Annotated in this window: 13 protein-coding genes and 1 pseudogene; 7 read left to right on the forward strand and 7 right to left on the reverse strand. The window is 63.5% G+C overall.

The window, feature by feature from the left end; translation table 11 throughout:
* Window positions 1-7: 7 nt before the first annotated feature.
* From HU738_RS08985 to HU738_RS08995, 4 genes and pseudogenes are all read right to left on the reverse strand, one after another.
* Window positions 8-967, reverse strand: coding sequence for a cation diffusion facilitator family transporter (locus tag HU738_RS08985; RefSeq protein ID WP_176507813.1), 960 nt, complete (start codon window positions 965-967; stop codon window positions 8-10).
* A gap of 142 nt (window positions 968-1,109) precedes the next feature.
* Window positions 1,110-1,865 carry a methyl-accepting chemotaxis protein gene (locus HU738_RS26335; RefSeq protein ID WP_437182023.1) on the reverse strand — a complete coding sequence of 252 codons (756 nt, stop codon included), beginning with the start codon at window positions 1,863-1,865 and terminating at the stop codon, window positions 1,110-1,112.
* A gap of 102 nt (window positions 1,866-1,967) precedes the next feature.
* Window positions 1,968-3,176, reverse strand: a pseudogene (locus HU738_RS26340) (cache domain-containing protein); the annotation flags it as partial.
* A gap of 66 nt (window positions 3,177-3,242) precedes the next feature.
* Window positions 3,243-4,595: an APC family permease gene (locus tag HU738_RS08995; RefSeq protein ID WP_186603461.1), complete on the reverse strand. Its 1,353-nt coding sequence runs from the start codon at window positions 4,593-4,595 to the stop codon at window positions 3,243-3,245.
* A 466-nt stretch (window positions 4,596-5,061) separates the two neighbouring features.
* Between HU738_RS08995 and HU738_RS09000 the strand changes: the two genes are divergently transcribed.
* Entirely contained in the window at window positions 5,062-6,570 is a 1,509-nt protein-coding gene (locus HU738_RS09000) for a YdgA family protein (RefSeq protein WP_186603460.1), read from the forward strand.
* Window positions 6,571-6,865: 295 nt separating this feature from the next.
* Window positions 6,866-7,924 (forward strand): quinolinate synthase NadA, encoded by a 1,059-nt coding sequence (nadA, locus tag HU738_RS09005; RefSeq protein WP_186603459.1) that lies wholly within the window; start codon window positions 6,866-6,868, stop codon window positions 7,922-7,924.
* Between the two features lie 90 nt (window positions 7,925-8,014).
* On the opposite strand, the gene HU738_RS09010 is transcribed toward nadA, so the two are convergent.
* Window positions 8,015-9,451: a M48 family metalloprotease gene (locus HU738_RS09010; RefSeq protein ID WP_186603458.1), complete on the reverse strand. Its 1,437-nt coding sequence runs from the start codon at window positions 9,449-9,451 to the stop codon at window positions 8,015-8,017.
* Window positions 9,452-9,568: 117 nt separating this feature from the next.
* Between HU738_RS09010 and HU738_RS09015 the strand changes: the two genes are divergently transcribed.
* The gene (locus HU738_RS09015) at window positions 9,569-9,808 is read left to right on the forward strand and encodes a sulfurtransferase TusA family protein (protein WP_176507818.1); all 240 of its coding nucleotides are present in this window, start codon (window positions 9,569-9,571) and stop codon (window positions 9,806-9,808) included.
* A 19-nt stretch (window positions 9,809-9,827) separates the two neighbouring features.
* On the forward strand, window positions 9,828-10,898 hold the full coding sequence (locus HU738_RS09020; RefSeq protein ID WP_176507819.1) for an AI-2E family transporter: 1,071 nt from the start codon (window positions 9,828-9,830) through the stop codon (window positions 10,896-10,898).
* A gap of 31 nt (window positions 10,899-10,929) precedes the next feature.
* On the opposite strand, the gene HU738_RS09025 is transcribed toward HU738_RS09020, so the two are convergent.
* Both HU738_RS09025 and HU738_RS09030 read right to left on the reverse strand, forming a co-directional pair.
* The gene (locus tag HU738_RS09025; RefSeq protein ID WP_186603457.1) at window positions 10,930-11,403 is read right to left on the reverse strand and encodes a peroxiredoxin; all 474 of its coding nucleotides are present in this window, start codon (window positions 11,401-11,403) and stop codon (window positions 10,930-10,932) included.
* Between the two features lie 11 nt (window positions 11,404-11,414).
* Window positions 11,415-11,975 carry a glycine cleavage system transcriptional repressor gene (locus tag HU738_RS09030; protein ID WP_013973793.1) on the reverse strand — a complete coding sequence of 187 codons (561 nt, stop codon included), beginning with the start codon at window positions 11,973-11,975 and terminating at the stop codon, window positions 11,415-11,417.
* A gap of 260 nt (window positions 11,976-12,235) precedes the next feature.
* Between HU738_RS09030 and dapA the strand changes: the two genes are divergently transcribed.
* From dapA to HU738_RS09045, 3 genes are read left to right on the forward strand one after another with little or no spacing between them, the layout of a single operon-like run.
* Window positions 12,236-13,123: a 4-hydroxy-tetrahydrodipicolinate synthase gene (gene dapA, locus HU738_RS09035; RefSeq protein ID WP_186603456.1), complete on the forward strand. Its 888-nt coding sequence runs from the start codon at window positions 12,236-12,238 to the stop codon at window positions 13,121-13,123.
* A gap of 15 nt (window positions 13,124-13,138) precedes the next feature.
* On the forward strand, window positions 13,139-14,257 hold the full coding sequence (gene bamC, locus HU738_RS09040; protein ID WP_186603455.1) for an NlpB/DapX family lipoprotein: 1,119 nt from the start codon (window positions 13,139-13,141) through the stop codon (window positions 14,255-14,257).
* On the forward strand, window positions 14,258-15,016 hold the full coding sequence (locus tag HU738_RS09045) for an MBL fold metallo-hydrolase (RefSeq protein WP_176507823.1): 759 nt from the start codon (window positions 14,258-14,260) through the stop codon (window positions 15,014-15,016).
* The last annotated feature ends 1 nt before the right edge of the window (window position 15,017 follow it).

Raw genomic sequence — 15,017 nt, forward strand, 5'->3', positions numbered from 1 at the left:
GGGGAGGTTATTCCGCCCAGGCCGGGTCGCCGGTGAACACCACGGTGATCCAGCGATCCGGGCCTTCGCCGCCGACGGCCTCGCCGACTTCGTCACGCAAGGCATCCCACTCGGCGATCGAGCGTGGCGGCATGTCCGCCGGCACGATGAAATAGAGCTCGATCTCGCGTGAGCGCCCGACCTTGGCCACGTAGGCCTTGTAGGACTTCAAGCCGTGCCTGGCGACGAACTGTCGGGCGACGGTGTCGACATGCAGCTTGAGGTCGCCCGGTGTCACCAGGAAAATCTCTGACAGTGCCTGACGCACCACCGACAGCGGCAGCGGAATGATCACCAGGCAGACCAGTGCCAGTACCGCCGGGTCGATGTACGGCGATACCCACTCCCATTGCGTGCCCTGCACGGCATAACCAAAGCAGAAGGCAATCAACAGGGCGGCGGTGATGCTGGCCGACATCACCCAGCCTTTGACGTCCATGCGCACGAAGTCTGACTTAAGCTTGCGGTTGGCGCGTTGTTCCACCACGGCGATGGTCGCGCAGGCGACCACGGTCAGCAGCGCATAGACCATGGCGATGCCGAACTCCAGGTGGCGGCCGCCTTGCAGCAGGCTGCTGACCGCGTTGATCAGCGCGTAGATGGCGACGCCGCTGAGCAGGATGCCATTGAGTGCCAGCACCATCGGCTCCAGGTGCCAGAAGCCCATGGTGAAGCGCTCGCGCAGCTTGCGCGAGAGTTGCAGGCTGGTGGCGTGCGAGGTGATCAGTTTGACCACCACCAGCGACAGGCCGCTCATGCTGGCGTCGACCAGCGAATAGACGCCATCGAAGACGATCGAGAAGGAGCCGGAGGCCAGGCCGAAGCCGATACCGATGGTGGCGATGAACAAGGTAACGGCGATCGAGGTGCGTAACAGGCCCTGTTCGCTGGTGATATCGAAGAAGGAAGAACGGGTTGCGGTTTGCATGGGGTGTGCTCGGTAAATAGCGATATTTCTATATTGGCTGTGCTGGCCTCTTCGCGGGTGAACCCGCTCCCACAGATACAGCGCAGCTCTCCTGGCGATATTCCTGTGGGAGCGGGCGTGCCCGCGGAGAGGCCCTTACAGGCTAGACGCGAAACTGTTCCATCAATGCCTGCTGTTGATTCGCCAGTCGATTGAGCGCCTGGCTGATGCGTGCCGATTCATCCGCCTGGCCCGAGAGCGATTCGGTCACGTCGCGAATCCCGGCCACATTGCGGTTCACTTCCTCGGCCACCGCGCTCTGCTCCTCGGCGGCCGAGGCAATCTGCAGGTTCATGTCGCTGATCACCGCCACGGCCTCGCCGATGCGCTCCAGTGCGGGCAGCGCCTGCTCCATGCGCGTGGCGCTGGCCTGAGCCTGGCGCTGGCCTTCATGCATGGCGCCCACCACGTCCTGGGTGCCTTGCTGTAGCCCTTCGATCACTTGGCGAATCTCTTCCACCGACACCTGGGTGCGCTGGGCCAGGCTGCGCACTTCATCGGCGACCACGGCAAAGCCACGCCCGGCCTCGCCCGCGCGAGCGGCTTCGATGGCGGCATTGAGGGCCAGCAGGTTGGTCTGCTCGGCAATTGCGCGGATCACCTCAAGCACCGAGCCGATCTGCTCGCTGCGCTGCTCCAGCGCTCGGGCCTCGCCCATGGCGGCGTCCATGCCGGTGGCCAGCTGGTCGATGGTCTGGCGGGTGCTGGCGATCAACTGCAAGCCTTCACGGCTGGCCTGATCGGCGCCGCGTGCAGCCTGGGCGGCCTGGGCCGCGTTGTGGGCGACATCCTGGGCAGTGGCGCTCATTTCGTTGGCGGCGGTGGCGACCTGTTCGATTTCCCGCTGCTGTTGCTGCATGCCATTGCTGGTCTGGCTGGCGATGGCGGCGGATTGGTCGGCGGTGCCGCGGGCTTCGAGCAGCGAGCCTTTGACCTGGGCGATCACCGGCTGCAGCTTGTCGAGGAAGCGGTTGAACCAGCCTGTCAGCTGGCCCAGTTCGTCCTGACGGGCGTAGTCCAGGCGACGGGTCAGGTCGCCTTCACCACTGGCGATGTCTTTCAGCCGGGCGGCCACGGCGAGGATCGGCCGGGTCACGCCCCGCGCCGTCAGCCAGACCAGCAGCAGGCCGATGATGGCGGCGCCCAGGCCGATCAGCAGGCTGGTCAGGTTGGCGCTCTGGTTATGGGCGTCCAGGCGCTGGTTGAGGGCCAGGGCCGGCGCTTGCAGCACGGCTTCAGGCAGTTCCAGTTGCACCTGCCACGGGGTGGCGTCGGGGATCGGCGCGAATGGCCGGGCGACGCGCAGCAGGCCCTGGTCCACTTCTTTGTCCAGCGGCTGGCCCAGCTTGCTGGCGTCACGGCTATGCCCGGCGAGCAGGCCGGCAGTGCTGACGATGCTGACCTGGCCCTGGCCATCGAACAGCTCCTGGCGGCCATCCAGGCTCAGTTGCTGGAGGTTGTCCAGGCCGATGTCCAGGCCGACCACGCCCACCACCTTGCCGTTTTCCAGCAGCGGCAGGGCGATGCTGGTCATCAGCACCTGGTGGCCGTTGACCTCGTCGAGGTAGGGTTCAAGCACGCAGGCCCGTGTGGTTTCCTGCGGGCAGGTCAGCCAGCGGTTCTTGGCCAGGCCATTGGTGCCGGGGCTGTTGTCGCCCAGCATGGACTCGGGCATCGCTTCCAGTTCCAGGGTGCCAGGGCGGGGTTGCGACCAGTACAGCGAGAAACGTCCGCTTTCGTTGCTGCCGCTGGCCTCCTGGCCGATGAACTGGTGATCCTGATGGTCCAGCGCGTTGGGCTGGAACACCAGGTACAGGCCGATCACGTCCGGGTTGCCGGCCAGGCTGGCGTGGGCCTGGCGGGTCAGCTCGGTGCGCAGGTCGCTGCCACCGCGGGCCTTGAGCACCTGGACCAGGCGAGCGAAGCCGTTAGCGTACTGGTAGGCGTCCATGAAGTAGCGCTGAATGCGCAGCGCCTGGGTTTCGGCGTGGGCCTGCAGGCGCAGGCGCGCACTGTGTTCGAGCATTTCGGTGTTGGCCTGGTTGACCAGCGCTGCGCTGCGCCGCGACTGGGTCAGTGAGCTGGCGACCAGCAAGGCGACGATGACCAGCAGACAGAGGCCGGCTAGCAGGGTGATTTTCCACTGGATGGACAGGCGACGCAGCAGCATGAGGACTTTCCTTATCGGGCAACAACAACGCCCGCGTTCAGGCGCGGGCGTTGTCGGAGGCTGGAGTCAATCAGCGACGTAGTTCGGTGGCGAGACCCGGAAGGCCTTGGTCAGCCAGGCCAGGTGCAGCAGCCCGGCCAGTGCCCAGAGGCCGCCGAAGATCAACGAATGCTCGTTGAGGTCGAGCCAGAGCTTGGCGATGATGCAGAAGCCGATGGTGGGCAGCACCAGGTACTTCATCTGGTTGGCCAGCCCCTGGCGATTGCCCTCGCGCAGGTAGCAGTGGCTGATCACCGACAGGTTGACGAAGCTGAACGCGACCAGGGCGCCGAAGTTGATGATCGAGGTGGCGGTGACCAGGTCGAAGAAGATGGCCGAGAGGGCGATCACGCCGACCACGGCGATGTTCACGATCGGCGTCTTGTAGCGCGGGTGCAGGCGGGCGAACACGCCGCTCGGGATCACATTGTCGCGGCCCATCACATACAGCAGGCGCGATACGCTGGTCTGCGAAGCCAGGCCCGAGGCGATGGTGTTGATCACCGTGCAGGCGATGAAAACCGACTGGAACAGTTTGCCACCGACATACAAGGCGATTTCCGGCAATGCTGCTTCCGGGTCGTGGAAGCGTGCGTTGGTCGGGAAGTAGGCCTGCATGAAGTACGACACGGCGATGAACACCACGCCACCGATCAGGGCGGTGAGGAAGATCGCGCGCGGGATGATCTTGCCTGGCTCCTTGGTTTCTTCGGACAGGCAGGTCACTGCGTCGAAGCCCAGGAACGAGAAGCACAGGATGGTTGCACCGGCAGCCAGGGCGCTGAGTTGCGTCTGCGAGTCGGCGAACGGGATCAGGCTCCAGGTGCTCCCCAGCCCCTCGCCCTGACCCAGGCCGCGAATGCACAGGTAGATGAACACCGACATGATCATCAGCTGCACTACCACGAACAGCAGGTTGAAGTGCGCGACCAGATTGATACTGCGCATGTTGATCAGGCTGATCAGGGTGACGAAGCCGGCCACCCACATCCACGCCGGCACTTCAGGGAACATCGCCGACAGGTAGAGCTTGGCCAGCAGGGCGTTGACCATGGGCAGCAAGAGGTAGTCCAGCAGCGAAGACCAGCCGACCAGGAAGCCCACGTGCGGATTGATGGCGCGTTGGGTGTAGGTATAGGCGGAGCCGGACTGCGGGAAACGGCGTACCAGTGTGCCGTAGCTCACAGCGGTGAACAGAACGCCGGCCAGGGCCAGCAGATAGGCACTGGGAACGTGGCCGTTGGTAACGCCGGACACGATGCCGAACGTGTCGAACACGGTCATCGGCGTGAGGTACGCCAGACCGATGATGACCACGTGCCAGAGGCGCAGGGATTTACGGAATTGGCCGTTGCCGGTGGCGTTGTGGTCATGCTGCATGCTGGTGTGGCTCCATGTTGTTCACCTTTTTGTTTGGAGCAGAGATAGGCGCGGGCTAGGCGCCGACGTCAGGCTTGCAGTGCCTTGGCGAGGAGGTTGAAGCGTGCAGGCAGGGGCATCCGAGCATCATGACGGCGCGACTTTTTCTTCTTCGTGGATCGGGCGCTGAGCGAGGTGGTGAAAATAAAAAACGATTGGTAGGGAGGCGTCAAGTTAAACATGACAAGATGTTGCGAAATTGAAATATTTATTAGGTAAAGACCCTGAATGTTCGATTTTTGCGCGTTTTTTTGCGGTTTCGAGCGAGTCGAATGTTCGTAAAAATTAACGATTGTCGGACGTTTCCCAAATTCATCCTTTCTGCTCTGGGGCCGTCACTCGTCTGGCGCGGCGATGATATCCTTTTGCACCCCTCGCAGCCGATTGGCTGTGAATCTGCCCATATGGACATCGATCGGTTCTATTCATGAAGAAATCAGTAGGCATTCTTTCCGGCCTGGCCATCGCCATCGCCGTCGTGACCACCGCTGGCGCCTGGTACACCGGCAAGCAACTGCCGGGGGAGCTGGAAAACGCTGTCAGCCGCAGCAACGAACAGCTCAAGAAAGCCCTGGTCAACTATGGCGGCAGCATGACGGTTGAGCTGGTATCCCTCGATCAGCATTTGTTCAGCAGCACGGCGCAGTATCGGCTCAAGGCCAAGGACATCAACCTCGGCCAAGGCGAAGTGCTCAACTTCGACCTGGGCATGACCGACCAGATCGAACACGGCCCGTTCCCGTGGTCGCGGGTCAAGGCGCTGCAACTGATGCCCGTGCTGGCCGCCAGCAACAGCAGCTTGCAGAAGGATGACCTGACTGCGCCGTGGTTCGCTGCGGCAGGCGAGCAATCGCCGATCCGCGCGCATACCAGCCTGGGCTTTTCTGGCAACGTCGACAGCACCATCACCGTGGCACCGCTCAAGCACACCGAGGCCAATGGCAGCAGCCTGGACTTCTCCGGCATGACCCTGGAGGTCAGCGGTGATCAGGAAGGCAAGGCGTCGAAGTTCCACGGCAGCGCGGATCGCTTCGAGATGAAGCTGGTCGGCGACGACCAGCCACCAACCACCCTCGAACTGTCGGGCCTGAAGGTTGGCGGCAACCTCACGGCCAGCAAGCACGACGCCGTATACGTCGGCGATGTCGACATGCTCTTGGCGCAGGCCAAGGCGACCTTGGGTGACAAGCAGCAGGTACTGGTGCTCAAGGGGCTCCAACAGACTGTCCAGCAGACCCTGGATGGCCCCGACACCGTGGCCGGTCGCGTGGATTATCGGGTGGCTGATATCACCTGGGATGGCCGTGCGGTCGGCAATGTGCAGATGGGCGTGAGCATCAAGTCGCTCAATGCGCCGGCCTTGCAATCATTGTCGAAGTGGTACCAGGCCCACCTGCCGGAGTTCGAAGCGGCCCAGGCTGCCGGTCAACCGGTGCCGGAAATCCAGATGGATGAGGCGGAGAAAGCCCGGTTCCACGGCGATCTGCAACAGTTGCTGGCCTCCAAGCCCAAGCTGGCGATCGAGAACCTGGCGTTGCGCACTGCCAATGGCGAGAGCCGCTTCGAACTGTCGATGGACTTTTCCAACCCGGCTTCGTTCGACCTGCCGCCGGACCAGCTGAGCAAGCAACTGATCACCGAGGTGAAGAGCAAGCTGACCTTGTCCAAGCCGATGATCGGCGACCTGGCGACCTTGCAGGCGCTGCTGGACGGGCAGACCGATGCCCAGGCGATTGCCATGCAGTCCGGCCAGGCCGGGGAGATGGTCGGCATGATGGCGCTGCAGAGCGGCCTGGCCACCGTGCAGGGCAACGATGTGGTGTCGAGCCTGCACTATGCCGATGGCATGGTCGATTTCAACGGCAAGAAGATGACCGTCGAAGCGTTCGCCATGTTGCTGGCGGCGCATTTTGCTTCCATGCAACCGCAGGGTTGAGGGGTTGACCTGAACCGGCCGCTTCGCAGCTGAAGCCACTCCCGCAGGATCACTTCAGGCCAGAGACCTGCACAGTACTTGTGGGAGCGGCTTCAGCCACGAAGAGGCCGGTTCAGGCGCCACAAAAACCACTTTAGAATTCCCTTGATTGTCTGTAGCCTTCGGCGTCCGATAACAATCCGCGCCCGCAGAGGGCCGTGGCGGCGCCCATGCCGTCCGGCACCCTTGGCCGATCTGCCAGGGCCGGGTGATACACTCGATTTGACGCGCACGCGCGCCTGCAGGTCCAGCGATCATGACCCAGATTTCCGAACGCCTGTTGGTTCAGGCCCACCTTGACGCCAAGCAGCCCAACCCGCTGACCGCCGTGCAGGAGGCCGAATACCGTGCGGCCATCGCTGCCGAGCTGAAAGCCCAGAACGCCGTGCTGGTAGCCCACTATTACTGCGACCCGGTCATCCAGGCGCTGGCTGAAGAGACGGGCGGTTGCGTGTCCGACTCGCTGGAAATGGCCCGCTTCGGCAAGAACCACCCTGCCGAGACGGTGATCGTCGCGGGTGTGCGCTTCATGGGCGAAACCGCCAAGATTCTCACCCCGGAAAAACGCGTGTTGATGCCGACCCTGGAGGCCACCTGTTCGCTCGACCTGGGCTGCCCGGTCGAAGAGTTCTCGGCCTTCTGCGACCAGCATCCCGAGCGTACCGTGGTGGTTTATGCGAACACCTCCGCTGCGGTGAAGGCTCGGGCTGACTGGGTAGTGACCTCCAGCTGCGCGCTGGAGATCGTCGAAAGCCTGATGGATAACGGTGAGACCATTATCTGGGGCCCGGACCAGCACCTGGGCCGTTACATCCAGAAGCAGACCGGTGCCGACATGCTGCTGTGGGACGGTGCCTGCATCGTTCACGAAGAGTTCAAGTCGCGCCAGCTGGCCGACATGAAGGCGCTGTACCCGGATGCCGCCATCCTGGTTCACCCGGAGTCGCCGGAAGCCGTCATCGAGCTGGCCGACGCGGTAGGCTCGACCAGCCAGCTGATCAAGGCCGCGCAAACCCTGCCGAACAAGACCTTTATCGTCGCCACTGACCGCGGCATCTTCTACAAGATGCAGCAGCTGTGCCCTGACAAGGAATTCGTCGAAGCGCCCACGGCCGGCAACGGCGCGGCCTGCCGCAGCTGCGCGCATTGCCCGTGGATGGCGATGAATACCCTGGAGCGAGTGCTGGATTGCCTGCGGCACGGGAGCAACGAGATCTTCGTTGACCCGGCGCTGGTGCCGAAGGCCATCAAGCCGCTGAACCGCATGCTCGACTTTACCCAGGCGGCTCGCCTGAAGCTCTCCGGTAACGCCTGACGCCGAACCGCGTCGCCTTCTTGGCGGGTAAACCCGCTCCTGCAGGGGAATGCGACCCCTGTGGGAGCGGGCATGCCCGCGAATAGGCCATCAGCGCCCCATCATTTCCTGAACCATGCGCTTCTGCTCCATGATTTCGCGCTGACGCTGGTCGATCTGCGAAGCCAGCGGGAAGTTGCTGCCCGCCCGGCGCTTGGCGTAGTCCAGCTGCTGTACCGCCTGGTCGAAATCCCCCACCAGCGTGAAGTATTCGGCGCGCGCCCGATGCAGCCCGATGGTATTGCCCGACAGCCCGCGCACTTCCGCCATGTCGTACCAGACGTCCGGGTCATCCGGTCGGCTCTTGAGCAGGTCTTCCAGCACCTTCTCGGCCTCGGCGGGCTTGTTCTGCTTGACCAGCAGATCGGCACGTACCTGTTTCAGCGGGTAGTTGGCCGGGTATAGCCCCTGCATGCGCTCGGCACGTTGCTGTGCGTCGGCCAGGCGGTTGTTGGTGATATCCAGGTCGATCTGCGCCAGGTTGTAGGTAATGTCGTTAGGTGCTTTGGCCAGCAATGGCTTGAGGTTTTCTCGCGCTTCGTTGAGCTGGCCACCCTTGATCTGCGCCAGGGCCAGACCATAGCGGGCGGCATCGAGTTTTGGATCTTCGTCGAGCTGGGCGCGGAAGCGCTTGGCTGCCAGACCTGGGGTGCCTTCGTAAGTGAGTGCCACGCGGGCGCGGATCAGCTGGTAGCGTTGGCTGTCCTCGACGCCGCCTTTGGGCGCCTGTTCGGCGCGGTTGCGGGTGTCGGCGATACGCGATTCGGTTACCGGGTGAGTCAACAGGAATTCTGGAGGCTTGGCATCGTAGCGGTACTGGCGCGCCAGGCGCTCGAACATGGTGGGCATGTTGCGCGGGTCGTAGCCGGCCCTTTCCAGGTTCTGTATGCCCACGCGGTCGGCTTCCTGCTCGTTCTGCCGCGAGAAGCGCCGTTGTTCCTGAAGAGCCGCCGCCTGGGTACCGGCGATCATGCCGATGCCGGCATCACCGGCGCCGCCCGCCGCCAGCACGATGCCAGCCAGCAGGGCCGCCATCATCGGCAGTTGCATGCGCTGCTGGGCCTCGACGCCGCGGGCGAAGTGGCGTTGCGACAAGTGCGCCAGTTCGTGCGCCAGCACCGAGGCATATTCGCCTTCGGTCTGGGCATTGAGGAACAAGCCGCCGTTGACGCCGACGATGCCGCCCGGCGCGGCAAAGGCGTTGAGTTCGCGGCTGTCGATGAGGATGAATTCCAGGCGCCGGTCCTGCAGCTGGCTGGTTTCGGCCAGGCGGTAGACGGTGGTTTCGACGTAGTCCTTGAGCTGTGGGTCGTTGAGCTGGTTGACCTGGCCGCGCAGCAGGCTCAGCCAGGCGCGGCCAAGGTCGTGCTCCTGCTTGGGTGAAACGATGGCGGAACTGGCGTCGCCCAGTGACGGCAGGTCGTCGGCGTGGCCGGGAAGGGCCATGAGGCAGGCCAGCGCCAGCAGGGTAGGGCGCAGTAGATTCATGCAGAAGCTCGCGTCGATGAAAAGCCTTACTGTAGCCGGGTCGCGCGGAGCCGACCAGTGGCGGTATGCTACCGAGCCTTACCCAAGACTTTCTGCCTCGCCCTGGAGACGCACCCGATGAGTGACCCCCTGACCTGCGACGCCGAACTCGACGCCAGCGGGCTGAACTGCCCGCTGCCGCTGCTCAAGGCGAAGATGGAACTCAATCGCCTGGCCAGCGGTGCGGTCCTCAAAGTCGTCGCCACCGATGCAGGTTCGCAGCGCGACTTCCGCACTTTCGCCCAGCTTGCCGGTCATACCCTGCTGCAAGAAACGGCCGAGGCCGGTACCTATACCTACTGGCTCCGCAAGGCCTGAGCCAACCGAAGGATCGTCAATGTTCAAAGTGCTTCGCGACTGGATAGAGCGCTACTTCTCCGATGAGGAAGCGGTGGTGCTGGCGGTCCTGCTGTTCCTCGCCTTCACCGCAGTGCTCACCCTCGGCGGCATGCTGGCGCCTGTGCTGGCCGGTATGGTCCTGGCGTTCCTGATGCAGGGCCTGGTCAATGCCTTGGAGCGCATGCGGGTGCCGACCCGGTTCGCGGTGATGCTGGTGTTCGCCCTGTTCATGGGGGCGCTGGCGGTGTTCATGCTGGTGCTGGTGCCGCTGCTCTGGCATCAACTGATCACGTTGTTCAACGAATTGCCGGGGATGCTCGGCAAATGGCAGTCGCTGCTGCTACTGCTGCCAGAGCGTTATCCGCACCTGGTGTCGGATGAGCAGGTGTTGCATGCGATCGAGTCGGTGCGCGGCGAAATCGGCAAGTTCGGCCAATGGGCGCTGACCTTCTCGCTGTCGAGCCTGCCGCTGCTGGTCAACGCGATGATCTACCTGGTGCTGGTGCCGATCCTGGTGTTCTTCTTCCTCAAGGACCGCGAGCTGATCGGGCGCTGGGTCAGTGGTTACCTGCCGCGTCAGCGCACCCTGCTGAACCGCGTGGGTAGCGAGATGAACCGGCAGATCGCCAATTACATTCGCGGCAAGGGCATCGAAATCCTGATCTGCGGGATCGCCACCTATATTGCCTTCATCAGCCTGGGGCTCAATTACGCCGCGTTGCTGGCGCTGCTGGTGGGGTTGTCGGTGGTGGTGCCCTACGTGGGCGCGGTGGTCGTGACCGTGCCAGTGACGCTGATCGCGCTGTTCCAGTGGGGCTGGGGCGACCAGTTCATTTTCCTGATGACGGTGTACGCGATCATCCAGGCGCTGGATGGCAACGTGCTGGTGCCACTGCTGTTCTCCGAGGCGGTGAGCCTGCACCCGGTGGCGATCATCTGCGCGGTGCTGCTGTTTGGCGGGCTGTGGGGTTTCTGGGGAATCTTTTTTGCGATCCCGCTGGCGACCTTGATCAAGGCAGTGCTGGATGCCTGGCCGCGGCAGGAACCGAGCGTCTCGCCGATGCTCTGAGGTCATCGGGGCTGCTTTGCAGCCCCGATTCTCAGGCTTTATTCAAGGCCTGGGCCGCTGCCAGCACGGCATCCACATGCCCCGGTACTTTCACGCCACGCCATTCCTGACGCAGTACGCCATCCTTGTCGATCAGGAACGTGCTGCGATCGACGCCCAGGTATTCCTTGCCATACAGCTTCTTCAGCTTGATCACGTCGAACAGTTGGCACAGGGCCTCGTCCTTGTCGCTGATCAGCTCGAACGGGAAGCCTTGCTTGGCCTTGAAGTTTTCATGCGACTTGATGCCATCGCGCGACACGCCGAACACGACGGTGTTGGCGGCGGCAAAGGCATCATGCTGGTCGCGGAAACCCTGGCCTTCGGTGGTGCAGCCCGGGGTGCTGTCCTTTGGATAGAAGTACACCACGACCTGCCGGCCCTTGAGCTCGGCAAGGCTGACGGTCTGGCCACTGGTGGCCTGGGCCTGGAAGTCGGCGACGGGTTGGTCGAGAGCTACTGCCATGGTCGGTTTCCTTACATGGGGTTCTGTGGACGCCATGGCTCGATCAGCGCATCGAGGTTCAGGGCATCGGCGAAGTCCAGGAACTGGTCACGCAGCCAGCTGATCTGCGTGCCAGCCGGCAGGATCACGGTGAACTGGGCGTTGAGCATGCTGCTGCCGGTCTGCGGCGCCAGGTAGGTGTCGCAGGTCATGGCTTCGAGCTCGACGCGGTGGTCGAGGAAGAACTGGCACAGCTCGTTGATGATGTCCGGGCGATAGGCGGCGCTGACGTAGGCCACGTAGGGCAGGGCCTGTGGGCGCACTTCCTGATCGGCGCTGCGCACCACGTCGAGGGTCAGGCCGTGCTTCTTGCCCAGGCCCGGTAGCATGGCTTCGAGGCGTGCCAGGGCATCCCAGCTGCCACCTACCTGCAGCACCAGGGCGCTGGTCTCGCCGTGGCGGCTCAGGCGCGATGTGACCACCGCGCAGCGGTTTTCGAAGGCGGCGCGGCTGAGGACGTTGGCCAGCTCCATGGGGTTGGGGCCCAAGGCGCTGATGACAAGGAATTGTTCGCGGACGGTGGGGGTGGACATGCAGCATTCCTAAAGCGATGAGCGGTCGGTGCAGGACGAGCGAAAGCCTCCTGTCGGCAGGGCCCGGGGCTCGCATGCGAGGACGTGGACGCTGGCCGGGGAGCAGGGTCGACGGCCCGGCGGGCCGCGCTGCACCGATCAAAGGATCAAGGGTAGCGAAATAAGCCGCCGAGGGGAATGCTCCACCCGCCTGCTTCGCTTGTGCAAGGCCGATGCCCCCAGTACCATTACCGCTCTCTTTTTCCGGCAGGAGCAGTTACATGATTGCGGGCAGTATGGTGGCATTGGTCACACCCATGGATGCACAAGGGCGTGTGGACTGGGGCAGCCTCGACAAACTTGTAGACTTCCACCTGGAAAACGGCACCCACGCGATCGTCGCTGTCGGCACCACCGGTGAGTCGGCCACGCTGGATGTCGAAGAACACATCCTGGTCATCAAGCACGTGGTCGAGCGTGTCAAGCGCAGCAAAAAGCCGATCCCGGTCATCGCCGGCACCGGTGCCAACTCCACTGCCGAAGCCGTGCACCTGACCCAGAACGCCAAGAATGCCGGCGCCGATGCCTGCCTGCTGGTTGTGCCGTACTACAACAAGCCGACCCAGGAAGGCCTGTACCAGCACTTCAAGCACATTGCCGAAGCCGTCGACATTGCGCAGATCCTCTATAACGTGCCGGGTCGCACCTCCTGCGACATGCAGGCCGAGACCGTGATCCGCCTGTCGAAGGTCAAGAACATCATCGGCATCAAGGAAGCCACTGGCGACCTGGCCCGTGCCAAGGCCATCCTCGAGGGTGTCGACAAGGACTTCATCGTCCTGTCCGGCGATGACCCGACCGCCGTCGAGCTGATCCTGATGGGCGGCAAGGGCAATATTTCCGTCACTGCCAACGTCGCCCCGCGCGAAATGGCCGACCTGTGCGAGGCCGCCCTTCAGGGCAATGCCGAGAAGGCCCGCGCAATCAACGAAAAACTCATGCCGCTGCACAAAGACCTGTTCTGCGAAGCCAACCCGATCCCTGTGAAGTGGGCGCTGGTGGAAATGGGCCTGATGCAAAAGGGCATTCGCCTGCCGCTCACCTGGCTGAGCGAAGGTTGCCACGAAAAAGTCCGTACTGCCTTGCGCCAGTCCGGCGTACTGGTTTAAGAGGAAGTACACCGCATGAAGCGACTGGCTGGTCTTTCCGCGCTCGCCCTGATCATTTCCAGCACCAGTGGGTGTGGCTGGCTGTGGGGCGAGGATGGCTATTTCCGCGACCGCGGCAGCGATTACCTGCAGGCGCACCCGACCGCGCCGATGCAGTTGCCGCCAGACGCCGGCAACGTCAAGCGCCTTGATCCGTTGCTGCCGATCCCGCGCAACGTCGCCGACGATCATGCCACTGGCGAGTTCGAAGTGCCGCGCCCGCAACCACTCACCGCTGGCGCCGAAGCCAGCGACTACACCCTGCAACGCAGCGGCAACAGCCGCTGGGTGCTGGCCCAGCATTCGCCGGCCGAAGTATGGCCGGTGGCGCACCAGTTCTTCGAGGACAATGGCTTCCGCATCGCTGAAGAGCGCCCGCAGACCGGTGAGTTCAGCACCACCTGGCAGCGTTTCGACGAACTGTCGGCATCGCTCGGTCAGCGTCTGTCGAGCACTGCCAGCAGTGGCGACAGTGAAGTGCGCGTGCGTGTGCGCATCGAGCCCGGCGTGCAGCGCAACACCTCCGAGGTGTACATCGTCAGCGTCGAGCGCCCGGCCGGCAGCACCGCCGACACTGCGTTCCCGTCCACTTCGGCCAATACCGGCGCCGACGCGCTGCTGGTCGACGAAATGCTTGCCAGCATGAGCCGCAGCGCCGAGAAGGGCGGTTCGGTATCGCTGCTGGCTGCGCGTGATTTCGACGCGCCTAGCCGTGTCACCCTGAGCGAAGATGGCAGCGGCAACCCGGTGCTGTTCCTGGGCTCGGACCTGGACCGTGCCTGGTCCGGCGTAGGCCGCGCCCTGGAGCAGGGTGGCCAGTGGCGTGTCGAGGACATCAACCGCAGCCTGGGCCTGTACTACATCAACCTGTCGGAAAAGCCTGACGACAAGCAGAACGAGCCTGGCTTCTTCAGCCGTGTGTTCGGCAGTGCTCCGACCAAGGAAGAGCGTGAAGCCCGCGCCGAGCGTTATCAGGTACGCCTGAGCAAGGTAGGCGAGAGCGTGCAGGTCACCGTCGAGAAGAACATCAATACCGTGGCCCCGGCCGACGTCGCCCGCCGCGTGCTGAGCGCCATTCAGGACCATCTGGGCTAAGTGCGCTTCGCGGTACTTGGAAGCGGCAGCCAGGGAAATGGCACGCTGATCGCCAGTGGTGACACGTTCATCCTGGTCGATTGCGGCTTTTCCCTGCGTGAAACCGAGCGGCGCCTGGCGCTGCTCGGGGTGTCGGCGGCGCAACTGAGTGCTGTGCTGGTCACCCATGAACATGCCGACCACGTGCATGGGGTGGGGTTGCTGTCGCGGCGCTACAATGTACCGGTCTACCTCAGCCAAGGCACATTGCGCGGCATGCGCAAGCCGGTTGAGGTGGCCGGTTTTCTCGCCTGTGGCCAGCAGCTGCAGATCGGTGAGCTGGAAGTGAGCCCGGCGCGGGTCGAGCACGACGCCTACGAACCGTTGCAGTACGTGTTCAGCGACGGTCGCCGGCGTTTCGGCATGCTCACCGACCTGGGGTCGTACGATGCGCTGCTGCTCGAGCGCTACCGGGGCCTGGACGCACTGCTGATCGAAGCCAACCACTGCCGCGAGCTGCTCGCGCGCGGTCACTACCCGGCCTTCCTGAAGCAGCGGGTAGGTGGCATGCAAGGACATTTGAACAATCACCAGGCCGCGCGCCTGGTGCAGGAGTTGGGCTGGAACACCTTGCAGCACCTGGTGCTGGCCCACCTCAGCAGCAAGAACAACCTGCCACACTTGGCCCGTCAGTGCTTCGTCGACACCCTTGGGTGCGACCCGGACTGGCTCCAGGTGGCGAATCAGGAACACGGGCTCGACTGGCGCGAAATCGCCTAGC

It is taken from the genome of Pseudomonas vlassakiae, assembly GCF_014269035.2.
Classification (GTDB): domain Bacteria; phylum Pseudomonadota; class Gammaproteobacteria; order Pseudomonadales; family Pseudomonadaceae; genus Aquipseudomonas; species Aquipseudomonas vlassakiae.